The organism is Ktedonobacter racemifer DSM 44963 (assembly GCF_000178855.1).
GTDB classification, from domain to species: domain Bacteria; phylum Chloroflexota; class Ktedonobacteria; order Ktedonobacterales; family Ktedonobacteraceae; genus Ktedonobacter; species Ktedonobacter racemifer.
This window is the reverse complement of sequence record NZ_ADVG01000003.1, coordinates 2,209,591-2,236,498: the sequence shown is the minus strand read 5'-3', so window position 1 is coordinate 2,236,498 and position 26,908 is coordinate 2,209,591. Positions and strand designations below refer to the sequence as shown.

The window sequence follows — 26,908 nt, the reverse complement described above, 5'->3', positions numbered from 1 at the left end:
TTTTTGACAACCTGTGGAGCTTTATCTCTGGATAAAAAGACTCTTCTCTCTTAATTGGCGTTTAGACTAAATTCTTGTAAAGCCAGACGGGAAGCGGTTTCATACAATTCATAGCTAAATGGATCCAGTCCGCTCCCCAGGCCGCTTCATACAAAATTAGTCTAAACACCAAGCCAGCCATGAGTTGAAAGCTCCATTGACTACCCTGACGCTCTTATCCTCTCGTCTGAGAAAGAAACTGACTGAGAACGATAGTTTCATGGCAGAACAAATGCTCATACGAATGGAAGGGCAGGTGCGAACGTTGACCTGCTTGATCAATGATCTGTTAGATGTCTCCAAAATACAGGTAGGGAGATTGGACTATGCCAAAGAACCTTTTGATCTGGATGCGTTGATCAACGAGATTGTTGAAACGGCACAACTGACGAGCCCAGGCCATAGGTTAATGATTCATGGAGCCTCGCATGCGACAATTAGTGGGGACTGGGACAAACTGGGACAGGTCTTTATCAACCTGTTGAGCAACGCCATCAAATATTCCCCTCAGGCAGACCATGTGGATATCTCCCTGGAGACCGTGCAAGATGGAGCTTTTGTGCGCATCCAAGATGCTGGGATTGGCATTCCCAAGGAGCGCCAGGACCGACTCTTTGAGCGTTTCTATCGTGTTGATACGTCCAAGCAGAACGATGTTCCCGGACTCGGTCTGGGCTTATACATTGCACATGAGATCATCAAGCATCATGGAGGAGAAATCATGGTGAGCAGTGAGGAGGGGAAAGGATCAATCTTCTCAGTTTCGCTTCCTTTGCACGTATCCGCCACGTAGGAGACCATTCCAGCATGGGTGCCTGACTTCAACGAGCCAGATGTGCACTCTACTTTCTATCGATAGAGAACTCCTACACAGAGATTGGCGGCCTTATGAGCACCCAGATTGAAGGATCTTACGCAACCTCGCTGATACGAAAAGTGGTCTGTTGAAAGAGTGCGTATGAGCCACTACGTTGGTAAAATGAGGCCGAGTGGACTATGGCGCACATGAGTTAATCAGAAAAGAGGTAGAGACCACCTGATGCATTTTTCTCCCATGCGACACGCTTCAAGGACGTCAATCATATCGCATGGACGTGATGCAAGCAACTGTCCTCTCGTCAAATGAGAAACCATGTGACATACTATAGTATCTACATTTGTCGAGTGAGAAAGAGAGCATGATGGATTCGTTCCCCTCCGATGCCACATCGGTCCCGATGGTTCCTCCTCCATCACCACTTGAGCCGACAGGGATCCCTCATTTGGATCTGGTGTTAGGTGGAGGGCTTCCAAAAGGAGCATTAACGGTTATTCTTGGACCGCCTGGGAGTGGGAAAACCACGCTTGCCAGTCAGATCGCGTTCGCCGCAGCTCAGCGTGGAGAGAAAGTTCTCTTTTTGACAGCACTGTCTGAACCAACGACAAAGCTCTTAGAACATCTGCGTTCCTATAGCTTCTTTGCGCCAAACCTCGTTGGTCGCACTGTACAAGTGTTCAGCTTGCAGCAATTTTTCCCACCGGAAGGTCCCATAACGGGGAAGGCGATTGTGGCAGAAGTGCATCGTATGAAGGCGAGTGTCGTGGTGCTTGATGGCTTTCAAGGGTTACGTGGCCAGGACACCGATTTTGTTGCCGCCCGCCGCCTCCTCTACGATCTTGGAACACAATTGAGTATGTTGGGCACAACCTCACTCGTCACAGCGGAGGCAGATCCCCGCGATACAACGCTCTTTCCAGAGATGACCACTGCGGATGTGCTCATCGGGCTCTACAATACATTGCTCGGCGTGCGCACTCATCGGGCGCTTGAGGTGCTCAAAGTACGAGGGAAAGCGGCATTACCAGGCCTCCACGGTTTGGCGATCAACGAGATAGGGGTACACGTTTTCCCTCGATTGGAAACCCGCCTCAGGCACCCGTTCAAGGTGGGCTGGAATAAGAAAACGCTCTCAGCAACGCCAGCGAAACGAGCGACCTTTGAATTGCCCGAACTTGATACCTTGCTTGGCGGTGGCTTGACCCGGCAAACAGGGACGGTCCTGATTGGGAGTCCCGGAACGGGCAAGACACTTCTCGCGCTCCAATTTCTCCTTGCTGGCGTAGCAGAGGGAGAGCCGGGAGTGTATCTCGGCTTTCGAGAGACAGCAGATCAGTTGGTTCAAAAATCGGAGGACTTTGCGTGGAGCCAACAATTACAGCACGCTTTGTCTGCGAGGAGGGGATTGACCGTCCACCACTGGGATCCGGTTGAATTGGACCCCGATCATGTTGCCACAGAGGTGCTTGCGGCATTAGAGCAAATAGGTGCACGGCGTCTGGTCATTGATAGCCTTGCTGAATGGGAGCGAGCCATCCAAAGGAGCAGTGGAGCCGAACGTGTTCCCGATTATCTCGCGGCATTCCTGAGTCTCTTACGTGAACGGGGTGTGACGCTGCTTGCCATCAAAGAGCCAACGCAAGGCATCATCACGCAACCGGATTTCTCCGTGAATGAACTGACGGTGCTTGCAGAAAATGTGGTGTCTATGCAGCACCTCATCTATCAAGGGAAACTCCATCGCATCCTCTTCGTTCCGAAGATGCGCTTTTCCGCCCACGATGAAACGCTCCGTGATTTTCTGATTACGACGCCCGAGGGGGTGCGTGTGCTGACACCCAATGAGCGTGAACAGGACATCTTGATCAAATTAGCAGAGCAGCAAGCAGCAATCCAACGGAGGGAGCCCCCCCCACAGAGGAGTTCCCCTTCAGAGCAAGAGCAACACTAAGAAAGCAGGATGTAACACTTGCATGAGGAAATATACGAACCACCCATCGTCTTGATCGTTGACGATGACATCCCGATTACCGAAATCCTGACGCTGGTGGTCGAGAGCCTTGGGTACCAGCCATTGGTCGCCTTTAATGGACAACAAGCGCTCGACCTCGCCCGTGAGCACTGGCCAGCGCTTGTGCTCACGGACGTGATGATGCCCATTATGGGGGGGATTGGTGTGGTGCAAGGGTTACGTGAGGAAGCAAGCGCAAGGGGAATCGCGCCGCCGCACATGGTACTACTCACCGCAGCCAACATATGGCCTGAGTTATCTTTGCCTGTAGACGCTCTCATCTCTAAACCATTTCATATATATCAGCTTGAGCAACTCATTCACCGCTTCCTTCCCTCACCAGCTTCCTCCTAGTTTCTCTCCTCACGTGGATACCTTCTCTGCTTGCTCTCTAGCAGAAAAACAAGATGAGCAAAGACGTACGCAACAGAAGGCCCGTTCTTTTGCCTTGTATCTCATCTGTTCTCAAAAATCAGCGAACCTGCGTAAGAGCCGTCGTATACGTCAACCTGGGCAGACTCTGAGGGAGGGAGTATGAAGTGCTGATAGTTCCCATCAGGGACGTGTACTTTCATGTCGCGGCCATAGTAGGATTTGCGCTTTCTGTAGTCAGCGAGCGGGATGGTTGAATCAATCCTGCAGAGATAGGTGTTGTTGTCCTGCTTTTTATAGAGCATGTAAATATTGGGATTCGATGAGGTACTCTTTTGGGAACTCTCTGAGGTAATCTCTACGTGGGAAAAAGAGTCCGAAGGGCCTGTGAAGCGTTTTTTCTTGATGAAAGATTACCTCAGATAATTGTCGAAATTCCCTCACGGAATTTCAATATTTACACCTATAGAGATAAAATGCGCATTAAGGATGAACTCGTCGGGCCTGAATGTGAAGGTGTTGAGCTGTTTCCCGCACGCTCACGGGAAGTGGACACAAGCAACCACTATCACCTATGGGTCATTGATGATCCCACATTCCGCTTCCCATTTGGGTTTACCCGGCGCCTGGTCACCGAAGCAACCATTGGTGATGCGCGACAAGAGCCATGGCCAGCCAATGAACGCCCAGCTGATTGTCTTTCCGAAGAAGAAATGAGAGCACTTCTCCAGCAAGAACAACGCAAGTGTTCTTAACACACGCGACATTGCACTGGATACGGCTTCTTCAGAGGCCATATCCAGTGCAATGGAGAGACACAGATCAAGAAAGCGCTTTTTTTGGAGGCAAGTATTCTATAAATAATAGAATACCAAATTTTGGTAATGTCGGGACCCTCAAAAGCTGGGGAGCAAAATGTTGCGTTCGTTCACACACGTGGTCATTGGTTTCATCTCAATCGTATGGTGGTCCATACCCTTTCGTGGTAAACACAGGTGTAGCCCCTGTTCCTTTGAGGTATAGCTGCAGGAAGCAGCTATACCTCTTTGATGGAAATAAAAAAAGAAGACACACGTCTAGCTTTTCAGCCATCTACACAAAGCATCCTCCCCCATCCTAGCGAGTTCAGCTCTATCACCTGAGAAGAGTTCTACTAAGCAAGCACTATTCACCAAACCTGATGGAGTTCCATATCCTCGCCCTTTTCTGCTTTTGACGGATATCTCCCCGTTTTGGCGAGTTTATGAGTCAAACGACAGGTCCTCTTATGACAATCTACCGCCACAATGCATATGGATCTACCTATACGAACGTTTCGCGGCCGAGATAGCCATGCTCATTCGCTTTTCAAAGGAGTATGGGACACACTGGTAAATGCTCCTTCAGGTTACATTAAGGATGATATCCTTCAATTCAATCAGAGTTTCGATTCGATAGCTAGCCTGTGAAAAGTCATGTGCTTTTGTAAAGTCGTTATAGACAATGACACAGTCAATACCGGCCGCCACGGCTGAGTTCAGCCCTCTGGATGAATCCTCTACAACCAGTGTCTCTTCTTTGGTGGCTCCGAGGCGCTTTAAGCCGGTCAGGTATGGTTCCGGGTGCGGCTTGGTGAGCTTGTAGTCTTCGCGAACAAGGACGAAATCCATGAATTGTCTAACTTGGCGCTTTTCATGGATAATTTCAAAATCCACACGTTTTGCAGTCGTCACGATGGCCATGCGGACGTATTTTGACAGTTCAGCAAGAGTTTCAACGACGCCTTCAATCTCAATGGCTTCTGTTCTAAGATATTCCTGATAATAATCATTACGAACCTCACGCTGCCTGCTGATGGTCTGTTCATCAATACCTGCCGCCCTGGCTTGGGCCCAAGTGCCCAATCCCTGGTTCATGTCCCGGAGGTATTGATCCTTGTCCAAAGTCAAACCAATGTCCGCCAGGGCGCGTTCTCCAGCTTTGTAATACCAGAATTCGGTATCCACCAGAACACCATCATGATCGAAGAGTATGTACTTTTTCACTGTCTTGATCCTTTCCGGTAGCCGCGGCAACCAAGTTGTAAATTTGCACGCTTCATGGGAGGAATTTCGCTCATTCCGTGGGAAGCTTGGTCTGTAGGAAGTTTGGTCTCTTTTCCATAACAATACAACGTCGCGCGGGAAATCCCACGCAATGTGCAAATTTTCTCCCATGAAGCGTGCAAATTTACACAAGGATTTATCTGTCTTCTTTGCTATGAAAGAATATTTTCAGTTCTTCTTTTCCAGTTTAGTAGGACCTAAAAAAGCTTTTTGAGTGTGGTTCATCCTTTGCCAGAAGCAGCGAAGAGTAGTAGTAAATAGCGTGAATGTTCGACGATTTTTAAGGTGAAATGTAGGAAATCGGCGCCAATCATAGGAATCGACCAGGAAGACGCTGAAGAAACCGCTCCCCATTTGGGGTATCAGAGTGGAATGTTGTCAATAAACCGAGCGAACGCCCAGTCTGCGCGAGGCATTCCCATCTGGAAATCTCCCTATGGTGCGGGCAAACGCTGCCTCTCTCTGTGGGTCGCTCCCGTCCCAGAAGCTTATGCTTCAGACAGCTTGCCGAACGGAGAGGTCTCCCGCGCCATAGGGGAATGTTCTCTCTGGCGGCACGAAACGCGCGAGGGCGTCCGCAGGAAGCGAGTCCGTGATGGCGTAGCACCATCCCGTGCCCACACACGGATCTCGCCGCCCGAACTTCCTCAAAGGACGTGCGTGGCGTCCTTTCCACGCTCAGGCATCCCTCTTCGTGGGAAAGGTGACCGTAAAGGTCGAGCCTTTTCCGACCTCGCTGTCCACCGTGATGGTTCCTCCATGGCCCTTGACGATCTCGGCCACAATGTAGAGTCCCATGCCCAAACCAGGGATCGCACTCTGCCTGAGATCAGCAGCCCGATAGAAGCGCTCAAAAATCTTGTCGCGCTGCTCGCGCGGGATGCCCAGGCCATGATCGGTCACCTGGATCGTGACCACCTCGTCAGAGGCGGAGAGTTCCACCTCGACGGTCTTTGCATCGGGAGCATACTTGATGGCATTGCTGAGCAGGTTGGTGAACACCTGTCTGAGCCAGTCTCGATCCCCGATCAGGCTGGTCTGCACACTTCCACGGACCAGAATGGTATGGCTGGGACTCGTGTGCTGCAGGGTGTCGATGACCCCCCGCACCAGCTCGTCGAGATCCACCCGCTCCCGGATGTACTCCAATCTCCCTGCCTGGATCTTGGAGACATCCAGTAACTCTGCGATCAGGCGTTCCAGTTGCTTGACAGGTCCCTCCACCCGGGAAAGCGCGGTGGCTGCCTCGTGCTGGGCATGCTTTTCGAGGCGTTTGCGCACTAGTTGGGTTTGTATCTTGACCGCCGTGAGTGGGGTCTTGAGTTCATGGCTGGCCATACTGATAAAGTCATCCTTGCGTTGCTCCAGTTCTTTGCGCGCCGAGTTATCGAGCACAAAGTTGATCACCTGTAGGGGATGATCCTGCAAGAGGACCCCGCATACGAGCACTGGAAGGCGACTGCCGTCCTGACAAAGGTACTCTTTCTCATAGGGCGTCAGTGAGTGCTGAGTGGCCAGTTCCTGATGAGCTTGCTGGGTTCGAGCCAGATATTCTAGAGGGGCCATCTGCAACCAGTTCAGGCGCCCCGCGCGGAGGTCTTCGCGGGTATAGCCGGTCATGCGCAGAAAGGTGTCGTTCGCATCCATAATCTGGTCCCCCTCGCTGACAAAGATCCCGATGATCTTGGACTTCATCAAGGCGTCTGCGCGTTCCTGACCCGGGCGCAAGGCTGCCTCGATCCGCTTCTGCTCGTCGATATCGGTGCCGGTGCCAACCCACTTGACGATCTGGCCTGCTTCATTGCGCGAAGGCTCGACGCGGACTAAAAACCAGCGATACTCCCCGGTCTGGCTATTTCTGAGACGATCTTCGTGCTCATACGTTTCTCCCGTGTCCAGGGCATGCTGTACGAGCGCTTGGGTGCCTTCACGATCATCGGGATGGATGAACTGGAGCTGCGCCCATTTGTCGTGGCGTACCTGCTCAAAAGTCAACCCCGTGTAGTTCAGCCAGCGCCTGTTTGTGTAGTCGTGTAGGCCGTCGGGTCGTGCTGTCCAAACCAACTGGGGAATGGTCTCGATCAGCGTGTCACCTGACGGAGGAGTGACACGCCTCGTCTGCTTTATCTTCGACATAGTACGGTAAATCCCCTTTTCACGTGTCCCAATCCCTGGTAACGAAGATGCGTACCTGCTCTGAGAGAAAGAAAGTAGGTCGAGTGAAATGACCTGATATATTCGAGAAACAAACGAGCTGGCACTTCGTATTCCCGGTCAGCTGCTTATAATAATTGGGGTCAAGTGCTCAGGTTTCGGGTCATTACCACCAGCGCCTTGGACGCGGCAGGCGAGATCGCGAGCGATGTATTTACAATATTCCACGCTGATCCCCCAGATGGGAAGCGGTTTCTCCAGCGTCTTCCTGGTCGATTCCTATGATTGGCCACTACAGTCGCACTTGTTGGGAACCAGAGGAGATCATTGACAGCAAAGAGCGCGACAATCTAGCGCGCTTCGATGTCAGATTGGAGCCTGGCAGCTGTGCGCTCCAAGTTGGCAATGGTCAAGCTCTCCGTCATGCCAAGATACTGCTTGTAGGTATGACGGCGGACACAACGAGAAGCCGACCAATAGCGCGTCTGTTGACCATCCTTGTATCCTCGATGCCCCGTAAAGCGCCCCATAGGCCCAACGAAACGGAAGGAGGAAAGGGTCGCCAACCAGTCAAACCACGCGCGCGAATTGGGTTCCAGATGCACCTCGCCTTCTTGCGAACTGATGATCACGTAGGTACCCGGCGCGCTGTATTCGATCAGGGGAGGCATGCGAGAGCGAGCGAGTTGTTCAACGGGATGCAGAGGTCTCGGTACAGGCCGTGGACCAGGAGGTTCTTGCTCAACCCCAGGAATCGACAGTGCGGAGAGCTGCGTTCCCACCAGTGGTTGCAGGAAGGATTCTAGGGCGGTGAGACGATGCTCGACCGATCGCTCCCGCTCCTGGAGCAGCGCCAGCGTGAGCTGGGCAATCTGCTCCTGAAGAGTCACCACCTTGGTTTCCAGGGAAGCCAGCCTTTGGATCTGGTCCGCTTCCTGCATGTGGGAGGGGAGCAACGAGCAGGCGGTGGAGGCCGGTTCCCTTTCATTTTCAGGCGCTGAGAGGGCTTGCACTTGAGAAGGGACGAGAAGAGGAGAGGCTACATCCAACGGCCGAGATGCCTGGAGTGGGCGGCCATGCAGACTGGCTACCTGTTGCAGGTGTTCCTCCATCACACATTTCATCCGTGCATCCGTCGGGTGGGTGGACAAGGGCACATGGGCCTCTTTGAGCCAGTGGTGGAGCGTCTTGGGATGAATGCCAAGCAGACGAGCACCGTCTGTGACAGGAAGAAGAGTCATATTCAGAACTCATGCGCAAGGAAAGATACGATGGGAGACAACATGCGCACAAATTTCCAGGAACTCCAGCACTTCCAGGAAATTTCTGCGCGTGTCTAGGAAATGACACGCGCCAGGGCAAAGCCAAGAAAGTGGGAATCAGCCAGGATTAGCCAGCCTTGAGACGACGTTTGATGTGGTAAGAGCTCGCCGTGCTTTGGTGGCAACGACGCCACCACGACCAGGCAAGCACCCGGCGTGTGGACGAAGACAAAGGCCAGATGAGCCGTGCGAGCAAATGGCGCACTTCAGGAATGGTCAAGGGAAGTACGCAGGGTTGGGTAGCAGACTCAGAAGTCGTAGGATGATCAGTGGGGAAACGCTCTGTTGCACAAATTCCTGCAAGATAAGCAAGAGCCAACAGCACGAGCGTAATGTGCCGGTACCAACCGATGAAGCTCCGTACTTCGTAGTGATCCATGCCGAGATCTTTGCCAATCTCAAAATTTTCCTCAACACGCCATCTGGCACCAATGGCCTTGACCATTGCTGGCAGGGTGGTTCCTTGCGGAGCAAAGACAAAGTAGTACGCTTTCTCAGATGGATCAGCGAGGCTACGACGAATGAGCAACCAATGTCTTCCATCATCCTCCCACTGGCGCAGCATGGGGACGATGGCCCAGTCGAAGAGCCTGGGGCCTTTGCTGCCTTCGCTCATTGACAGGCGCTGCCAGTTCCCATCGTGAAGGACGAACGCTTCGACCAATGCGGCCTCTTCGCGTCTGCGTCCAGTCGGTGTCTGGAATCCGACTGGTTCATTGCAAGCCACAGCCATCACGTAAGGATACGCACGCATTTCCAACCAGGTTCGCAGGTCCAGATTGCCCCCGTAAACCGTATCAGCTACGACCCAGGAAATGGGGATCTGAGCTTGCCAGATGCGTTCGATCATGCGCTGGGCCAACTCTGGCTTTGTCTGGAAACGAACCGATGCTGGGATGCCTGCGGCTCGACACCGATCGCGATCCTCGCACCAGTCCAAGGGCAAATACAGTTCGCGATCAATCAGGGTATGCCCTTTGGCCGTCACATATGAGAGAAAAACTCCGACCTGGCAATTCTCGACTCGGCCCGTGGTTCCGCAATACTGCAAGCCAACGCCAGCTGATTTTTCGCCTCGCTTGGGAAAGCAGCTTTCGTCGATGACCAGGATAGGCGATTGCAAGCCCAGTTTTTCAAGCACATACGTACGCAAATCATCACGTACGCCATCGGTGTCCCAAACGGCTTGCGAGAGCAGGCGTTGCATGCCATCAGGACGAGCTTCTCCGGCGTGTTCAGCTAATTGCCAGCCATTTTTGCGGGATATTTCGCTCAAAATCCCTTGCAGGTAGGCCAGTACCCGGCGATGTGGCTCTGGTCGGGCAAAGCGCTGGGCGAGGCGCTCATGCAGACGAAAAAGGGGTTGGACCCAGCGACAGACATCGGCAGGGGTCGTCTTGGTTCCGGTGAAGGTGGCATGCTTGTTTCGCTTCATCTTCTTCTCCTTTTAGATGTCGCTATCTGATTTCAGGTTTCACACCTACAGATTGCCACATCTGGAAGAAGATAATGATGTTGCTTTTCTTATACTTTTCTGGTTCTTATTGCTGAGTTAACAAGTGCGACTGTAGTGTTGGCGCCGATTTCCTACGTTTCACCTTAAAAATCGTCGAACATTCACGCTATTTACTAAGTAGGAAATATCTCTTTCCCGCTCTTCTTTGGATTATTGATTTTTAAAATTCAAATCAGGTTTTAGCTTCTTAGTGGGAGGCGTGCTTCCGGGAGGGTACGCTGTTACAGGGGTCACTAGATTGACGCGGACAAAACACACTCTAAGCTCTGAGACAGCCTGAGAGGTCAATTCGTTTCATGGGAATGACCGCTGGTTTGTCGACTCCGGAAATCACGTCTCATCGCAAATGAACATGCCTCCGCAAGAGAAGCTCAGTTCGTCACTCTTTGGTGAGCTTAATTAAAGTACAGCGAAATCCGAAGTCAACAAACCAGCGGTAGTATATCTCAGCTTTGGGGACTCTATCAAATCGGGGGAAGCTCAATCACATCGGCAGCTTCCCCGGAGAGGTGGCTGATACTGGCCCAGGCGCGTAGTTCGCCATGCATTTCACCGTTGTTGTTCGTCAGTTCAATCTCAGTGATTGAGCAATTATGCATTAGCCTGTAGTCAGGTTGTGCGTTTGCTTCCCGGCAGAAGTAATTGACTAGCTTTATGAAAATGCCACCGTGTGCAGCAATAAGAATCCGTTGATTCGAGCGTTCGTGTATGGCTGTCAGCAATCCCCGGCGTGAACGTTCAATCAATTCCAGAAAATTTTCGCCACCGGGAAAACGTTCTTCCGGGTGGCCGTTGGCCCAGGCTGTGTAGATCTGACCATAGCGATTCCAGTTTTCGAGCGTGGGTGCCATTTTTTCCAGATCTCCGACGTTGATTTCGCGAAAATCTTCGACGATCTCTACCGGGAGATGATGTGGTCTGGCGATAATCTCCCCGGTTTCGGCAGCGCGTTTCAGGGGCGAGGCATAGATGGCGTCAAGTGGTAGATCCTTGAGAAAGATTGAGGTCTGCTCGGCCTGCAGGACGCCTTTCGGTGTTAAGGAATAGTCAACGAGTTTATAGGAAAATTCTTTGGTAATGTTTGCGAGATTTTCGCCATGTCGAACCAGGTAAAGCGTATTGGTGGATATGGTACTCATGGGCCCTTTCGTCTGAGTTGTTCTATCTGTGTTGTTTGCCGTACGTCTGCTTGCGGACTCTCTGCTATCGTATCCTATTTTAGCTGAGCCTGACAAGCTATCTTCCAGCGTTTCCAACAGCATTTTTTTCTATGTCGGCAATCTTTCAGTGAGGAGCATTTCTTCAAGGGCAGCTAAATACGCTTCAGGAGATTTGCGAAAGCGAGTGCGATCACGCTGTATCATCTGGCGATAGTCCAGTTCATTGCGCAGGGTATGCCAGCGAGAGATATCTGTGAGATGAAGGTCATCGCTGGTGAAGTGATGGTGGCAGGAAGCAACCAGAGCGATGACACGAACAGGTCCGCGTGCAACCAGACCAGGAGAAGCACTCTTTCGCCCAGTTGCTCGTCGCTCAGAGTGCCGGGCCGAACCAAAATAGTGCTCCAGGTCATTGTTGGTGCGAGGAAGATCAGGCACATCGTAACAGTCAGTACCCTACGGCTAAAGCCGAGGGCTTGGAGTTGTGTCTGAACTCCACCGCAATTCAGCATACCTTTTCAGGCGTGCGGCTTTGGCTTCATCGTCCGACACAGAAGGCGCGTACTGACAAGAGGCCCGTTCCTCTCCAGTCTTGCCGGATAAGAAGCGTTCGCATCGCAATGTTTCTTGCACCAACCAGATCGGCATGGAGCGTGTACTGACAATTCTGACAGACGAAGAGCAATCCTTTGTTGGGTCTATTCTCTTTGCAGGTGTGCCCACATTTGGGGCACGCTTGCGAGGTGTAGTTGGCATCGACCTTGATCGCCATACTTCGATGTAAGAGCGCTTTATAGGCAATCATGCTATGCAACTCAGCGAAGGACCATTTGGAGAAGGTACGATTGGCTTTTCGCTGTTTTGCATTTTTGCCTTTGCGTCGTTTGGTACGCTCTCGAATGTCTGTCAGATGCTCCAGTCCAATCAAGCTTTGAGGGTGCTGTTGGACAATCCGCTTACTCACGACATGATTGGTATTCTGCTTCAACCGTCTCTCTCGTCCACTGATGGCAACGAGCCTTCTTGTCGCTGAACGAGTGCCTTTCTTTTGCAGACGTTTTCTCAGTCGTGCGTAGTGGTTTGCCTTGGGGACAATCTGTTTGCCTGAATGGAAGGTGCAATCCCCTTGCATCGTCGCCGTGACGGCAAGGTATCGCATCCCCACATCCACGCCAACGACTTGCTTGTGTGTTTCAGGTGTAGGATCAGCCGTCTCAATTTCAAGAGAGACAAGGAGGTAAAATTGTTTCTTGGGCTTGTCATACCAGAGTTTAGATGCACCAATCTCCGCTCCACGCTGGATCAATGCCACATGCTTATTGTAGCCAGTATAGGGCACGATAACACGTCCCTCAAGGGTCAGGATGCTCACCTGCTGCTCTTTCTTGAAGGTGTAGTCTTTCTTGTACTGATAGGTCAACGTGGGGGAGATGAACTAGGGAGCCTTATCAAGCCCTTTGTAGCGTTTCTTGGTCTTCCCTTCCTTACGATGAACAGCATTGTTCTTGACCTTTGTCCAGAGGGTTTTATACGAGGCTCCAACTTGGCGAGGAACAGAACAGGCCATTTGCGAAGGCAGATGAAAACGGAGGCGGATCTCTTCGTAGGTGGCATCTTGCAAACGAACAGCATTGCTCATCTTGCCATGCGCAAAGGCGTACTGGCTCACATAGTTGAGAGAATCCCGATACGCCAGTTGCGTTGTACGTAATGCCTTGAATTGCTCGGGCGTTGTATTCAATTTGAGTTTCGCTGTTACTACCGTTTGCATACGCTAAATTATACCATAGTTTTCATCTGACTGTCAACAATACATGAGCAGATGAGAGAATGTCTACGGCGTATTCCACCCAAGCCACCGACAAAGGAACGCCGCATTCCTCCCCATGCCTGAAAGGGCAGGGGCATCCTGCGGCGTTTTGGGTGAAACAATCCGGGCCAATAACTGGCGGTGACTTTACGAAAGGTGGTCAGCATCGTAGCGAGCGCCTCAGAGGAAGTTGAAACGTCCGCCATGGAGTCAAGAAGCTCCTCATAGCGTTGCCGAACCTGTGCTCCCTTCAGTTTTTCATCATTCGAGAGGATATGCGCGGCTCGATACACCCAATGATAGCCGGTTTGGACATCTGACCACAGGGATCTTGTTGCCATTAATCCTTTAGTCAGCATCGACTGCAAACGTTCTAACTCACGTGGCAAGCGCCCCCTTTTTTCAACCACGCTTGTGAGTGAGGCGAGAAGAGCGGTCATGCGTTCCTGTAATTTGAGACCCGAAGCGGAGAGCGGTGGTCGTCCATCGTCAGTGAGTGCACTTCGCACCGCGAGACAATAGCCTCGAATAGCTTGCGCCTCGGTGTCTGTTCGTTTTTCCAGACCTCGTTCAATAGGGCGAATGCCACGAAGCTGCTTCTTCAATTCCTTTTTCGCATGACGATCGGCCTCATAGACAGGTTTGGCCGCCTCGCGCAAGTAGTGGAAATGACATAACTGATGTGGGATATCCGGCAGAACCGTCTGAACAGCGTTACGAATGGAGTGTTGACCATCCGTCACAACGCCGCGAATGGGTACCGGGAGGGAAGCTTGTACCTCGCGCAGCAGCGCTGCGAGATCGGCTTCACTGGCACTGAGTAAACTACGAGCCAACAACACTTCACCAGAGGGACAATCGCGGAGAACCCACAGCACTTCGTGCCCCACATCTGGTTGTAACCCATCCAGAGCCAAAATCACGAAGCCTTGGGGCAAGAGACGTTGACGCAAGCGCGCCTGGTCTGTCAGATGGAGTGTCACTAACTCTTCATAGCGTGCGAGCAAATTCGTCACAGTGCGTTCAGATATCAGTACACTGCGTGCGAGCAACTCTCGGTGGATTTCTGGAACGCTGCGGTGATGCGTGTAGCGAAGCGCGCCAATCAGCGCGATCACATCGAGGCCGAACTCCCCATGAGGCAAGGCCCAGTGCCCTTCCTCCTCTGGACGGTAGGATCGATGATACCATCCACAGGATGGATTTTGACAGCGGCGAATTTTGAGCGTGAGTTGGCACAAACGGTCGAGGGTGGTCACCGTGCGAACAGCAGAGGATGCTACCCACAACCGCTTTCCGCACTCCCAGCACTGCTCATGCAGGGGTACAAGCAGGCATTGTTGTGTTGCTTCAGGACGACTATGTTTTCTTGCCATCGCCTCTTTGCTAAAGGAATTACCATGGACAAGCCTCATTACTCACAAGCCGCTCGTGCGAGATGAGGAAGAGGACTGTACGTGTTCTTTGTCTCAAAAAGGTTTGCCGCAAAGCACTCAGAGATGTACAAACGGCAAACCATTGATTCGTTCAGGGAGACGTTCTCGTCTCCCTTTCGCAAGGGCCGATTCCAGGCTTCTTTTCAAGACGTAAGAGTATCGCGGAGCCTGAATTGGCGTGCAGGTGCACGATCTGGTAGAGAGGCGCGCTCGGTAAAACCGGCAGGCCGCATGTGTATGGGAGCCACGCTACCTCCGCTCCTACTCAGTTCGATCTGATCGTGTTCGTTGTGCTAGTATTGCTCATGAAAACAGAGCCTTTCCTTCAGGAGCATTTCTCTCCGCGCCTTGCCACTCGGATAGACTTTTGACGAGAAAAACGGGGTGACGCGGCGCTTCCACCTCAAACTCCTCCAGTGAAGAAGCTGGGGTGACGTTGTAATACTGTCGAATAAAAGAGGGAAAGCTGTCAAGATGTTCTTTCAGAACGAGTGCGGCTTCCTTGGTGGATAACTCGGTCGCAGAAACCGTTTCTGTGTGACGACCAACCCTCAGCGTGGCTACCCCTGCCGCCCGTAGGTTGCGCACCCAATTGACGGCACCGAACGGGGCAGTGATCCATCGCTGTCCGTTCTGTTTCACGATGGTCACTGGCGTGGTACGAAGCTGGCCGCTTTTGCGACCGCGTACAGTGAGCAGGGTCATACCGCCCATGCTCATGCCTACACGCAGCATGGTCCTTGTGATGAAGAGCCCCAGACGAAAAGTAAATGAGGAGTTATAGGTTTTTGCCATGAGATGCTCTCTTCTTTCTTGTCGTTCTGCTCGCGTGTTCCCCGCAGATGTGCAGAGAGCTTCGAGGATGAACAGTATCTCTTCCAGCGCTTGTCGCTGATAAGGATATGGTGTGTTTAGCAAGGCTGATTGCTTTTTTCAGTTTATGATGCTTGCAAATCTGGAAATGTGGATCACTCAACCATCAGTGCAATGACGATATGATTGGTTTGCTCGCTTGCCAGCATGAGTGGCGAACGAGGAATGCGAAACTGGGTATGGTCGTGGAAGTAGCAGATGAGCAGTGTGCCCAGAATGTCTTCATTTTCCTGGCACAGCACGCACCAGAAGCGACGTTCTCGCTCTTCCTGCGGCCCCCATTGCTCTCGTGAGAATGGGATCGTTCCTGGAAAGCCTGGATCACAGGTCAGGCCCGCTTGTTTGAGTTCAGCAGACAGTGGTTGGAACAGTTCCTGGCTATATCTCGCATAGACCTGCTCGGCTGCTCGAGCAAAAATCGCCTCCAAGGCTGATCGATGTTGTTCCACGACCTCCTGCCAGTGCGCATCGACATATTGCTGAACATACGTTGCGATCGTTTCGATCATTCTCTCTTTGAGGGACATGGTTTCGACCAAGGTTGTCGTCTCTTTGTCTCCTTCTCTATGAGAATTTGAGTACATTTACTTCAACAAAGGCTGAGCGGGATGAAGCTTCCTCTACCTCTCTTGCTTGACTCTCTTTAGTTTTTCTCGTGTTGCGGCTGAACCAGATCGTCGGGGCCAGACCCAGTTTCAAGAACCACATTAGACACAATCTGACGCAACTGTTCCTGAAGGGTCTGTTGTTGCTCCGGCGAGAAGCCATGGAGGGAACGTTCATTAAAAGCGATCACCACAGGGTCAAGCTGATGAACGATCTCACGCCCTTCGGATGTGAGGGAAAGCCGAACAATTCGGCGATCTACCTGGGGTTGTGTTGCAAGAAATCGCAAAGGAAGAAACTGGACGTGATTGTTCATCACAATCGTTCTTACACGGCCACTCCAAACAGCGTGGCAACCAACGCGACCTGCCCTCCGACATCTCCTTTTGCCACCCCTTGTACTTGCCCTTTCCTCAGCCTGTTCATCATCTCGTATCCTTGTAAGGTTCGCCAGGCGGTCTCGAAGGTGAAAAAGCCCATCCCTGGTTTCGTCAACCGTTTGATGAACCGATGGTCTTGCTCAATCACGTTATTGAGGTACTTGATTTGCCGCAACTCACAACGTTCAGAGATGATTCCAGCTGCTTTGAGGTCATTGAAGGCTTTGGGATAGGCAGCATTTTTATCGACGTTGATGACCCGTGGCGAGCTCGTATGAGAGGCGGAGAGGGTTTTCACAAAGAAGTGCTTGGCGGCTTCCCCATCTCTGGTTGAGCTCAGCCAAAAATCGAGCGTGTTTCCCTCTGAATCAACCGCCCTATACAGGTACATCCACTCTTTCTTGATCTTGATGTACGTCTCGTCAACGCGCCACGAGTCGGTTGTGGGCTTCAAATGGAGATGGCAGCGTTTCTCCAGTTCTGGAGCATACTGCTGGACCCACCGATAAATCGTGGTATGATCGACATGCAATCCCCGTTCCAGCATGATTTCTTCGAGATCTCTGTAGCTGAGCGAATAGCGCAAGTACCACCTGACGCACAAGAGAATAACGTCGGTCTGGAAGTGACGCCATTTGAACGGGTGTTGCTCGGTCATATCTGATCCTTTTTGGCTCTTTTCTCTCCACTGTAGCAGATCAGTTTATTTCTTGCAACACAACCGCCAGGCTCGCCCAGGCACGTTCCGATTATGTAAAAATTCAGGATCTGATCATGGGAATCACGCTCCCAGGCGCGTTTGTGGGAGGGATCATCGCGCTAGTTGCCATGATAGTGTTTGACGTATTCCATCCACTAGCAATGAATTGGCTCGAGCAGTTGCTCTTCCGAATGGGATTCTGGCAAATGGAGTTCTGGCTCAGCGATTCTCCAAGTTACCCTTTCCTAGGATTGTTTGTTTTCTTCGTGGCGTTTGTGCTGTTCGCGTTCCTTCCCTGGTGGCTGGTGTCTAAACTGATCAGGAAGAGGCTTCTCACAGAAGAGAGCAGTTGAAGACTGAGGCTTTTCCAGCACTTTCTCTATCTCGGTGCCCAACCCGTGGGCACTACGAAATCTTCCTTGGGTCAAGTCTGAACAGTTTCAGGAATTATTCCTTCTTGACAATATTGAATTTAAGAAATATTATGCATATACTCATCAATGCGATACCAGAAGGAATTTACTTCCTATCTTTTCCTTAGCACTACTATCACATTTCTACATAATAAAACCACCTCTATCTGACTTGGCTCCTTCTTGGCAAGCATTTGATCGAGATATTCAGATTAAATATTGCCGTCTTTATCTATATCTTTCAATATTAGCATGCTGCTGCTGCTGCGATGCTACTCGCTTCATGAGGAGCTACGTCAATGTTGACATGGGAGCAACGCGAACAAGAACTATGTTCTCGTCTCATCTTGAATTAACCCGTAAGCCCATCACGGGATGCCAGGTCTTGCTTTGCGTACCGGGGACCTATTGTTCGCCCGAAGTCTTTGACCTGTTGGATGAAACACTCTTTCCAGACCTGCAACTCCTGCCTATATCCTGGATGACCTCTCCCGGCCCGTGGGACATTCCAACGCTTGGAAGGCGTGTCGCCGCGCTCCTTCGTGAACTGGACCTTGGCCCGGCTCTGATCGCGGGACATTCAACCGGAGGCCCTATCGCACTGGTCGCTGCGCTCACCGAACCTTCGCTCGTGAGCGGTCTGCTGCTCATCGATACCGGAGCCAATACCCATGGGCATGGGGATATAACGAGCATCATCAAGGCCATAGAGGCGGGCGGAGGGACGGAGTTTCACCAGCGTCTCTTGCGCCGTAGCTTCTATTACCAGCCGGAGCAGGCATTTATGCAACGTCTCCTCGCCTATGCTGGTCGTGTATCGCGTGAAGCGGCCCTGCAAGTGCTCACCAGCCAATCTATGGTCGACCTGGCGGGTGACCTGCCGAAGCTTACGATGCCCACCGTCGTCGTGCATGGGACACATGACCAGGCGCGAACGATTGCTCACGCCGAATTCCTGGTAGAACACCTGCCGCACGCTGAATTACGTCTGCTGGACTCAGGCCACACGCCGATGGTGGAGGTGCCAGCCGCGTATGAGCAGGCAGTGCAGCGCCTCCTTACTCTGACGCGCGAGTAAATCAAGTGGTAGTCAGATAAAGGACCGCAAACGTATCTACTCAGGACTTCTCGCCAATACGACACCCCCTTACCCTTGGCGAAGCGTCGTATTGGATGTCTTTTGACTTGCACAGCCGTTCTACTGAAGTAGACGGTTAGTGTAGCAGTATCCTGCTGGAGGAGGAGGTGGCTGATCCGCCTTCACCAAACCCTGGTCAAAGATGTCGTTATAGGTGGCGGTAATCACGGGACCGACGGCATCTGCACCCTCACCACCATTCTCTTTCATCGCGACAATTGTCAGAGCAGGCATCTTATCAGTTTGTTGGTAGTTGTAAGGTGCCTGAGTAATCAACCAGCCATGAGCATGCTGTCCAGGTCCAATCTCAGCAGTACCAGTCTTACCAATAATGCCCCAGCGCGAAGTCGAGAGCATGGCGCCATGCACAAAATCATTGTTGCCAGAGCCACACTGTACTACGCCGTACATAGCTTTACGTGTGTCAATGGCTGTCTGCTGTTTAAGTTGAGCATCGCCCAGGTTTTGAGGTGAAAAAGTCTTGACCGGTGCCTTATCACGTGTGGCAACCTTGCTCAAGACGGTAGGCTGCATCAACTGCCCATCATTGGCGGCAATATTATTGATCATCGCCATCTGGAACGGGGTCACAAAATCGACGCCCTGGCCAAAGGCGTTGTCCACAAGGGTATTCTCGTCAAGTGTTCCATTGGTCTGGGTCACCCGGCTGACAGCAACGGGCAATTCAAAGGGAATCTTTTCGCCCACTAAGAACTTCTTATTGTATGCCAGCCACGAATCAACACCCATATCATCGCCAATCTTGGCGAAGAGGACATTGTCCGAGTGCGCAAAGCCATAGCCAGTTGAGACATTATAGTTGCGTGTAAAAGGATCGAGATTGCTAAATGCTGGAGTAAACAGGTGCTGACCTAGAGTAACAGGACCATGAGTGAATTTTGGCTCATAGACCCGGTCCAGCGAGGTCGTTCCCGAATCAATGGCTGCCATCAGGGTTGTGGCCTTATAGGTTGAACCAGGCACATACTGGCCCTGGGTGGGGCGGAAGACCAGGGGCCGCTCTGGATCATTGGCCATCTGGTTGTAGTAGGAGAGATCGGCATGGGTAAGCGTCTGGGCCATTTTGTTGGGATCATAGCCTGGACTGCTATACATGGCCAGGACTTCGCCTGTGTGCGGGTCCATAACCATAGCTGAGCCACGATCAGTGGGAAACGAATTGACGCCATCGAAGGGGGCATGCAGGGCGAAATTCTTGACCAGGATGCGCTGGATACGCACATCTATCGTGAGATAGATATCATCGCCCAAAGGTGAGCGGTGCAGCGTCTTATTCACCTGGTTATCTAATGACGTCATGCCGACGCGCCCGGAGAGATAGTCGTCAAATTTGGCTTCCAGTCCCGTTGACAGGAAGTATGGGCCGGGATAGTAGCCAATCAAGCCAGCGAGCGAGGGCTCATAGTAATGACGTACATAGCCGCCACAGGCCTTGGGGTCCGGCTGTGAGTCGGCCAATAGGACGCCGTTGCGGTCGAAAATGCGTCCGCGCTGTGGCACGCTGGTACTCATACAGCTACGCAAATTGCGCGGGTTAGAGGTCACCTGGTCAGCGACCGCGACCTGCCAGTAGACCAGGCCTGCACTCATAGCCAGAAACAAGACCAGGAACAATTGCGTGATACGGCGAATACCGTGGCTTATGTTCATCTCTATCCTCAAATGTGCAGACAGCGTTCGCGACTGCCTTTTTCTTTATCGCAAGGTGCTATACGCATTTAGCGGATTTGGTTGGTTTCTAGGAGAGGTGGTATTTGAAAATGGTCTGGGAGGGATGATGTTGCCATACATTTCCTCTGCTTTCTATGGAACTCTGAGTCATGGGAATCATTTACTGACCTCGTGATAAGAAACTAAACGCACTTAGGCCAGAGGCGAGCTAGCTTCTTGCACAAACAGAGGGCTTCTGGTTGTTCTCTCGGTCAGATGCACTCAAAGGAGGATGGATTCTGTCTTACTTCCAGGGTACACTGAAATTGACACTCCCCCAGCTAAAGCACGGGGGATTCTTCCTTCAACCAGGCGGCTTGCTGGCTCCCATTGCTGAGAGGCAGTAGCGGCCCTCCTGTCCAGAAGCGTTTTATGCACTCAGTGGTGCATCAGTTCCCGTCTGCCCGACGGTACTGAGAGCTTTCTGCAAAATGTTCACGGCGGCGTTGTGATCCCTGTCCAACACCACACCACAACCTGTGCAAATGTGCGTTCGTACACTCAGACTCTTCTTGACGAGCGTGCCACAGGCTGAGCAGTTCTGACTCGTGTAGTGTGGAGAGACTGCTATCACAGGGATACCATGCAAAGCGGCATAATACTTCACCCACGTCAGGAATCGCCCCCATCCAGCATCGCTGATGCTTTTCGAGAGGTGCCGATTACGTACCATATTGCGGATCTGAAGGTCTTCAAAGGCAATCAGGTCGTGAGACGAGACGAGCGCGTTCGCCTGTTTTCGGGCAAAATCTTCGCGCTGCCTTTGCACGTTCAAATGCGCTTTGGCGACGGCTTGACGAGCTTTCTTACGATTCTGACTCTTCTTCTGTTTCTTGGAGAGACGACGTTGCAAGCGTTTGAGGCGCTTCTCTGCCTTGCGATAGTGGCGGGGATTCTCAACGATTGCGCCCTCAGAATCGGTAGAGAACGCTTTCAATCCAACGTCGATGCCAACGTGTTTCCCAGTAGGAACATGCTCGATCTGGCGCTCTGCCTGTACCGCAAACTGGGCATAGTATCCATCGGCACGACGGATGAGACGGACACGCTTGATCTGCTTCATAGGGAAGGTTTCAATGTCACGCGTCCCTACCAGACGCAGACGACCAATCCCGCAGCCATCAGTGAAGGTGATATGCCTCCCATCAGGATCAAGCTTCCATCCTGTCTGTTTGTATTCTACTGAGCGGTTATCGTGCTGAAAGCGAGGATAGCCTTTCTTGCCCGGTTTCTTCTGTTTGCAGTTGTCATAGAAGCGAGCTATGGCTGCCCATGCCCGATCAGCACTGGCTTGACGTGCTTGGGAATTGAGGGAGGAAGCAAAGGGGAATTCTTTAGCAAGGATGGCACAATAGCATTGCAGGTCATTCTTCGTGGCGTGTCCATCCATCCACAAACGCAAGCACTTGTTGCGAATAAACTGGACGATGCGAATAGCCTCATCAATGGCGGGGTATTGTTGCGTATTGCCGTCCAACTTGTATTCATAGATCAGCATTGCGCCTCTTGCTCCTTTCCTCATGCTCTGCTATAATTATACATCGGAATTCTGATGTATGCAAGAGGTTGAAAATGAGACGCACCAATATTTACCTGAACGAAAGACAACACGAAAAATTACATGAGCAAGCGGAGAAAGAGGGTGTTCCAGTTGCAGAATTAGTACGGCGTGCCGTGGATGCGTTTCTTATGTGGTACGATCCGTCCTATCAGCCAACTCCACCCAATCCACCCCAAACAAGGAAGAGCCATTCATCCCCCGGATAAATCACGGGGGCTTTCTGGCTCGTTTTCTGTAAATAGACCTGTCAGAGCAATCCATCAGGATCATACGGACAGGCCACCTGTTGGCCTGTCTTACCAGGAGGCATGCCTCGAAGGCTAGATGTCCAGAGCCCGAAGGCCATGCATGCCTAGCGAGTAGCTGATTTCGCCGCCGTGATGCAGGTCATGTTCAATCACATGCCAGACAACCCAGCCACGCGTGTACGCATATTTTTGGCCTTCCAGTTCTGCCTCGAGGACGGCTTGCAAATCGGTGGGCGTGTAACGTGCCAGTGCCTCCTGCATCACCTGCCAGGTGAGAGCCAACCCGTTTACGATCTCACTGGCGGAGCGTATTGGAGAACCAGGTGAGTTCCAATAGGAGAGCGCGTCAAAAGCGTCATCTCCCTCGTGCAGAACATCGTGGTACCAACCTGCGCGCGCTGCAATAATATGACGCGCCACCTCACCGATTGAACGCAGATGAGGCGCAGCACGCAACGCAAGCTGCTCAGGGGATAACGGGGCAAGGGCTTTGCTTAATTCGCTCTGATATTTTTGCCAACCCTCAGTCATAATGGCAAGAGTGATATTCGCGTTCCCCATCAATCGTGTTTCCTCCTCTGTTTTTCATTGCATCTTGGAAGATGCAACGCCAGTATAGCACATCAGCTTTTCTTTTTTAACAGCAACCACTCATATGCTCCTCTACAATTGATGTCCTTGATTTACAACATATCGATAGGGGGAGCAAGGCCAGGAGCTGGCTAACTCGGCGGGAGTACTACCACTGCTCATGCTTCGCGCTGATTGCTCACTCTTGGCCCTAAAATCTGCTCGCTCTTCATGCTTTTTACCAGAAGACATGGCGAGAAAGCCCCGGTCATTTGATGCCGGGGATGAATCGCCACTCCTGTGTACGAGAAGAGAACAGGAAAAAACACGCTTCTAGAACTTGCGTTCTCCCCAGCTCTCTGGTAGAATAGGCGTATCAGCAGAGTCCGTAGGTGAGCGTGCAAGCGAGGAGCAGGAATGCCGAAAAAATGCCAGGGGCAGGGGAAGCCGAAGGAAGAGCAAGAAAAGCGACCGGCGACCCCCACGTTTTTGCTCGAACTGCCATTGGTCGTTGATGCCGGACAAGCCGCCCGCCTGCGCGCCCACCTGGAAGCCGCCCGTCATCTCTACAATGCTCTCCTCTCAGAAGGACAACACCGGTTGAGGCGCATGCGAGCTGACCCCACCTGGCAAGAGGCTCGTACCTTTCCTCGCACCCACAAGACCGAGCGAGCGGCCGCCTTCTCAGCTTTGCGCAAGGCCCACGGCTTCACCGAAGCCGCCCTGCACGAGGCTGTGAAAGGGCTACGCGTCGGCTGGATTGCCGAGCACGTTGAGGCCGTGCTGGCCCAAACGCTGGCGACACGCGCCTATCGTGCCCTCAACCGCGTTTGCCTGGGCAAAGCCAAACGGGTCCGCTTCAAGAGCCGAGGACGCGGCTTCTCCAGCATCGAGAATAAGCGCAACGATACTGGTCTCCGCTTTGTCCTGCAGCCACCCGAAGACGGAAACGCGGGGTATCTCCTCTGGAACGGAGACCAGCTGCCTGCCCTCATCGACTGGAAGGATGAGGTGGTCACCTATGGCCTGAGGCACCGCATCAAATACGCTCGCCTCATCCAGCGCCCCGCCAGCAGCAAGAGAGCCACCGGAGCCGATGAAGAGGGGTATCGCTACGTTGTGCAACTCGCCCTGGAGGGCAAGCCCCACCACAAGCCCAAGCATACGGTCGGCAAGGGCACCGTCGGAGGGGATCTAGGACCCTCGAGCCTGGCCCTCGTTCCCCAGGAAGGGGAGGCGAGCCTGGAAGTGTTCTGCGCCGAACTGGCGCCTGATGCCAGAGCCATCCGCCGCTTGCAGCGGCAGATGGATCGGCAGCGGCGGGCAGGCAACCCGGAGCACTACGACGAGAAGGGGCGCATCAAGAAGCAGGGCAACAAGAAACTGCGATGGAAGCAGAGCAAGCGCTATCAGGCCACCCGACGACGCAAGGCGACCAAAGAGCGCAAGCTGGCGGCGCACCGCAAGAGCTTGCATGGCCGCAAGGTCCATGAAGTGATGGCGCTGGGCAATACCATCGTCATCGAAAAGATCTCCTACAAGACATGGCAGAAGCAGTTTGGCAAGAGCGTGGGACTGCGAGCCCCAGGGATGTTTGTAGAACTGTTGAGACGCACCGTTGCAAGCACGGGCGGCACCCTGGTCGAGGTCTCCACACGCACGACGGCGCTGAGCCAATGGTGCCACGGCTGTGGCAGACGGGTCAAGAAGCCGCTTTCTCAGCGCTGGCACCAGTGCGAATGTGGCATTGGGCCTGTGCAACGCGACCTCTATTCCGCCTTTCTGGCCGCCTACCTTGATCCAGCAGCCCCCATTCCCTCGTGTGCCCGATACCAGGGGTATTGGGAGGGTGCGGAAGCGCGCCTGCGGGCAGCACACGAGCGTACCATACAACGCGCGAAAGAAGGGCAGAGCATGCCCCGAAGCTTTGGTCTGACCAGAGCCGGAGCGCGTCTGCCCAAAAGTTCAGGGGAACTACCACTAGAGCCAGCGCTTCGCCTTCGGGGCGAAGGATTGGAAGCGTGGAACGAACCCCTGGAACCCCCGCGGCTTTAGCGCGGGGAGCTCTCAGCACCTCGATCACAGACCTGTAATTGACCTCGCCCTCCCCATCTGGACCAGAGGCAACTACAGCAAGTAACCACATTGACGAGAGCAGGCTTCAATGATCTGACGCTTGTGACGAAGCCACTCTCTGGCTCGAATCAGCTCCTGAGTAAGATGGTCAAGATCGCGACAGCAGAGATTGCCCATTTCAACCTGTTTGAGATAACGCCAAACGCCCTCGTCGGGGTTGAGATCGGGAGCATAGCCTGGCAGTTGCTCTAAATGGACTCGTTTGCCCATCTTGGTGCGGAGAAAGGCTTTGATCTCCTCAGCTCGGTGAATGGGAGAGCCATCCCAAATGATCAGGATCTGGCCGGAGATCTTACTTGACACTCCCCCGGATAAATCCAGGGGGATTCTTCCTTCATCCAGGCGGCTTGCTGACTCCCATGACTGAGAGGCAGTAGTGGCCCTCCTGTCCAGAAGCGTTTCATGCACTCAGTGGTGCATCAGTTTCCGTATGCCCTACGGTACTGAGCGCTTTCTGCAAAATGTTGAGCGCTGCATTGTGGTCCCTGTCGAGCACTACACCACAGCCAGTACAAACGTGTGTGCGTATGCTCAACGTTTTCTTGACGAGCGTGCCACAGGCTGAACAGTTCTGACTCGTGTAGTGGGGGGATACCCTGATCACAGGGATACCATGCAAAGCAGCATAATACTTCACCCAAGCCAGAAATTGACCCCATCCAGCATCGTGGATACTCTTTGCCAAGTGTCGATTCTTGACCATGTTGCGAATATGCAAGTCCTCAAAGGCAATCAGGTCGTGAGACGAGACGAGCGCGTTTGCCTGCTTTCGGGCAAAATCTTCGCGCTGCCTTTGAACTTTTACATGCGCATACGCCACGACTTGACGGGCTTTCTTGCGATTCTTACTCTTCTTCTGTTTTCGTGAGAGGCGACGTTGCAGGCGTTTCAGACGTTTTTCAGCCTTACGATAATGGCGGGGGTTCTCAACAGTGCTCCCCTCAGAATCGGTGTAGAACGCCTTCAACCCAACGTCAATGCCAACCCGTTTCCCTGTTGGAATGTGCTCAATGTTTCGTTCTGCTTGCACAGCAAACTGGACATAATAGCCATCAGCACGACGGATGAGACGAACTCGCTTAATCTGCTTGAGAGGGAAGGTTTCAATGTCACGTGTGCCAACCAGACGCAAACGCCCAATCCCGCAGCCATCAGTGAACGTGATATGTCGCCCATCTGGTTCTAGCTTCCAGCCAGTTTGCTTATACTCGACGGAACGGTTATTTTTCTGGAAACGTGGATAGCCCTTTTTCCCTGTTTTTTTCTGTTTGCAGTTATCATAGAAACGCTCAATAGCAGACCAGGCACGATCCGCACTGGCTTGACGTGCCTGAGAATTGAGAGAGGAAGCAAAGGGAAACTTTTTAGCAAGAACGGCGCAATGGCATTGCAAATCATTCTTGGTTGCGTGATCATCCATCCACAGACGAATACACGTATTGCGAATGAATTGCACAATGCGAATAGCTTCATCAATAGCTGCGTATTGCGCTTTGGTGCCATCCGCTTTGTATTCGTAGATCAGCATTGCCATCCTTGCCTTTCGTTGTTCTTTCTGCTATAGTATACATCAATAAGTGCTGTATGTCAAATGGGGGAAAAGATGAAACGAACTAATTTATATCTCACTGAGAAGCAAATGGAGCGTCTTCACCAACGTTCTGAAAAGGAGGGAGTAGCAATAGCGGAACTCGTGCGACGTGCTGTAGATAGCTTTCTCGCATGGGATGATCCAACGTACCAGCCCGACCCGATCCACCCCAAAACAAGGAAGAGCCATTCATCCCCCGGCTAAAGCAACGGGGGCTTTCTGGCTCGGTTTCTGTAAGAG

At 52.4% G+C, this 26,908-nt stretch carries 23 protein-coding genes and 3 pseudogenes; 9 read left to right on the top strand and 17 right to left on the bottom strand.

Annotation, left to right across the window (positions count from 1 at the left end; all coding sequences use genetic code 11):
* Nucleotides 1-184: 184 nt before the first annotated feature.
* The 4 genes from KRAC_RS38745 (at nt 185) to KRAC_RS38725 (ending at nt 3,994) form a co-directional block, all read left to right on the top strand.
* Nucleotides 185-832, top strand: a complete 648-nt coding sequence (locus tag KRAC_RS38745) for a sensor histidine kinase (protein ID WP_075164461.1) — start codon at nt 185-187, stop codon at nt 830-832.
* Between the two features lie 385 nt (nt 833-1,217).
* Nucleotides 1,218-2,807, top strand: coding sequence for a DUF7125 family protein (locus KRAC_RS38740; RefSeq protein WP_007916835.1), 1,590 nt, complete (start codon nt 1,218-1,220; stop codon nt 2,805-2,807).
* Between the two features lie 18 nt (nt 2,808-2,825).
* Nucleotides 2,826-3,221 carry a response regulator gene (locus KRAC_RS38735; RefSeq protein ID WP_007916834.1) on the top strand — a complete coding sequence of 132 codons (396 nt, stop codon included), beginning with the start codon at nt 2,826-2,828 and terminating at the stop codon, nt 3,219-3,221.
* Nucleotides 3,222-3,601: 380 nt separating this feature from the next.
* Nucleotides 3,602-3,994, top strand: a complete 393-nt coding sequence (locus KRAC_RS38725) for a DUF7694 domain-containing protein (protein ID WP_420795836.1) — start codon at nt 3,602-3,604, stop codon at nt 3,992-3,994.
* A 627-nt stretch (nt 3,995-4,621) separates the two neighbouring features.
* On the opposite strand, the gene KRAC_RS38720 is transcribed toward KRAC_RS38725, so the two are convergent.
* The 12 genes and pseudogenes from KRAC_RS38720 to KRAC_RS38665 form a co-directional block, all read right to left on the bottom strand.
* The gene (locus KRAC_RS38720) at nt 4,622-5,263 is read right to left on the bottom strand and encodes an HAD family hydrolase (RefSeq protein ID WP_007916830.1); all 642 of its coding nucleotides are present in this window, start codon (nt 5,261-5,263) and stop codon (nt 4,622-4,624) included.
* 738 nt (nt 5,264-6,001) lie between these two features.
* Nucleotides 6,002-7,459, bottom strand: a complete 1,458-nt coding sequence (locus KRAC_RS38715; protein ID WP_007916828.1) for an ATP-binding protein — start codon at nt 7,457-7,459, stop codon at nt 6,002-6,004.
* Between the two features lie 368 nt (nt 7,460-7,827).
* Nucleotides 7,828-8,718 carry a hypothetical protein gene (locus KRAC_RS38710; protein ID WP_007916827.1) on the bottom strand — a complete coding sequence of 297 codons (891 nt, stop codon included), beginning with the start codon at nt 8,716-8,718 and terminating at the stop codon, nt 7,828-7,830.
* A 148-nt stretch (nt 8,719-8,866) separates the two neighbouring features.
* Nucleotides 8,867-10,234: an IS701 family transposase gene (locus KRAC_RS38705; RefSeq protein ID WP_007916826.1), complete on the bottom strand. Its 1,368-nt coding sequence runs from the start codon at nt 10,232-10,234 to the stop codon at nt 8,867-8,869.
* 545 nt (nt 10,235-10,779) lie between these two features.
* Nucleotides 10,780-11,454 carry a histidine phosphatase family protein gene (locus KRAC_RS63345; RefSeq protein WP_052568921.1) on the bottom strand — a complete coding sequence of 225 codons (675 nt, stop codon included), beginning with the start codon at nt 11,452-11,454 and terminating at the stop codon, nt 10,780-10,782.
* A gap of 296 nt (nt 11,455-11,750) precedes the next feature.
* Nucleotides 11,751-11,922, bottom strand: a pseudogene (locus tag KRAC_RS80005) (ISNCY family transposase); the annotation flags it as partial.
* A 15-nt stretch (nt 11,923-11,937) separates the two neighbouring features.
* Nucleotides 11,938-13,246 (bottom strand): annotated as a pseudogene (locus tag KRAC_RS38690) (RNA-guided endonuclease InsQ/TnpB family protein).
* A gap of 152 nt (nt 13,247-13,398) precedes the next feature.
* Nucleotides 13,399-14,661, bottom strand: a pseudogene (locus tag KRAC_RS38685) (ISNCY family transposase); the annotation flags it as partial.
* A gap of 363 nt (nt 14,662-15,024) precedes the next feature.
* Nucleotides 15,025-15,516, bottom strand: a complete 492-nt coding sequence (locus KRAC_RS38680) for a nitroreductase family deazaflavin-dependent oxidoreductase (RefSeq protein WP_007916810.1) — start codon at nt 15,514-15,516, stop codon at nt 15,025-15,027.
* Nucleotides 15,517-15,689: 173 nt separating this feature from the next.
* A complete protein-coding gene (locus KRAC_RS38675; protein ID WP_157507571.1) occupies nt 15,690-16,103 on the bottom strand; it encodes a DUF6022 family protein in 414 nt (137 codons plus the stop codon).
* Nucleotides 16,104-16,237: 134 nt separating this feature from the next.
* Complete coding sequence (locus tag KRAC_RS38670) at nt 16,238-16,516, bottom strand: helix-turn-helix domain-containing protein (RefSeq protein ID WP_007916802.1); 279 nt, start codon at nt 16,514-16,516, stop codon at nt 16,238-16,240.
* Nucleotides 16,517-16,527: 11 nt separating this feature from the next.
* Nucleotides 16,528-17,238: an IS6 family transposase gene (locus KRAC_RS38665; RefSeq protein ID WP_007916800.1), complete on the bottom strand. Its 711-nt coding sequence runs from the start codon at nt 17,236-17,238 to the stop codon at nt 16,528-16,530.
* Nucleotides 17,239-17,354: 116 nt separating this feature from the next.
* On the opposite strand from KRAC_RS38665, the gene KRAC_RS38660 reads away from it, so the two are divergent.
* Both KRAC_RS38660 and KRAC_RS38655 read left to right on the top strand, forming a co-directional pair.
* Entirely contained in the window at nt 17,355-17,633 is a 279-nt protein-coding gene (locus KRAC_RS38660) for a hypothetical protein (RefSeq protein WP_007916798.1), read from the top strand.
* Between the two features lie 445 nt (nt 17,634-18,078).
* Nucleotides 18,079-18,771, top strand: coding sequence for an alpha/beta fold hydrolase (locus KRAC_RS38655; RefSeq protein ID WP_040446678.1), 693 nt, complete (start codon nt 18,079-18,081; stop codon nt 18,769-18,771).
* Between the two features lie 120 nt (nt 18,772-18,891).
* Here KRAC_RS38655 and KRAC_RS38650 read toward each other — a convergent pair whose 3' ends face one another.
* Together KRAC_RS38650 and KRAC_RS38645 are read right to left on the bottom strand one after the other, a co-directional pair.
* Nucleotides 18,892-20,502 (bottom strand): penicillin-binding transpeptidase domain-containing protein, encoded by a 1,611-nt coding sequence (locus KRAC_RS38650; protein WP_007916793.1) that lies wholly within the window; start codon nt 20,500-20,502, stop codon nt 18,892-18,894.
* A gap of 430 nt (nt 20,503-20,932) precedes the next feature.
* The gene (locus KRAC_RS38645) at nt 20,933-22,060 is read right to left on the bottom strand and encodes an RNA-guided endonuclease InsQ/TnpB family protein (RefSeq protein ID WP_007916791.1); all 1,128 of its coding nucleotides are present in this window, start codon (nt 22,058-22,060) and stop codon (nt 20,933-20,935) included.
* 74 nt (nt 22,061-22,134) lie between these two features.
* On the opposite strand from KRAC_RS38645, the gene KRAC_RS67145 reads away from it, so the two are divergent.
* Entirely contained in the window at nt 22,135-22,329 is a 195-nt protein-coding gene (locus KRAC_RS67145; RefSeq protein WP_007916789.1) for a ribbon-helix-helix domain-containing protein, read from the top strand.
* 114 nt (nt 22,330-22,443) lie between these two features.
* On the opposite strand, the gene KRAC_RS38640 is transcribed toward KRAC_RS67145, so the two are convergent.
* Complete coding sequence (locus KRAC_RS38640) at nt 22,444-22,932, bottom strand: DinB family protein (protein WP_007916786.1); 489 nt, start codon at nt 22,930-22,932, stop codon at nt 22,444-22,446.
* Between the two features lie 426 nt (nt 22,933-23,358).
* On the opposite strand from KRAC_RS38640, the gene KRAC_RS38635 reads away from it, so the two are divergent.
* Nucleotides 23,359-24,996, top strand: coding sequence for a zinc ribbon domain-containing protein (locus KRAC_RS38635; protein ID WP_007916784.1), 1,638 nt, complete (start codon nt 23,359-23,361; stop codon nt 24,994-24,996).
* Between the two features lie 72 nt (nt 24,997-25,068).
* Here the strand turns inward: KRAC_RS38635 and KRAC_RS63340 are convergent, their stop codons facing one another.
* Both KRAC_RS63340 and KRAC_RS38625 read right to left on the bottom strand, forming a co-directional pair.
* Nucleotides 25,069-25,380, bottom strand: coding sequence for a transposase (locus KRAC_RS63340; protein ID WP_052568915.1), 312 nt, complete (start codon nt 25,378-25,380; stop codon nt 25,069-25,071).
* Between the two features lie 97 nt (nt 25,381-25,477).
* Complete coding sequence (locus tag KRAC_RS38625; RefSeq protein WP_007916782.1) at nt 25,478-26,605, bottom strand: RNA-guided endonuclease InsQ/TnpB family protein; 1,128 nt, start codon at nt 26,603-26,605, stop codon at nt 25,478-25,480.
* Between the two features lie 75 nt (nt 26,606-26,680).
* Between KRAC_RS38625 and KRAC_RS67140 the strand changes: the two genes are divergently transcribed.
* Entirely contained in the window at nt 26,681-26,872 is a 192-nt protein-coding gene (locus KRAC_RS67140) for a ribbon-helix-helix domain-containing protein (protein ID WP_007916780.1), read from the top strand.
* Nucleotides 26,873-26,908: the final 36 nt, after the last annotated feature.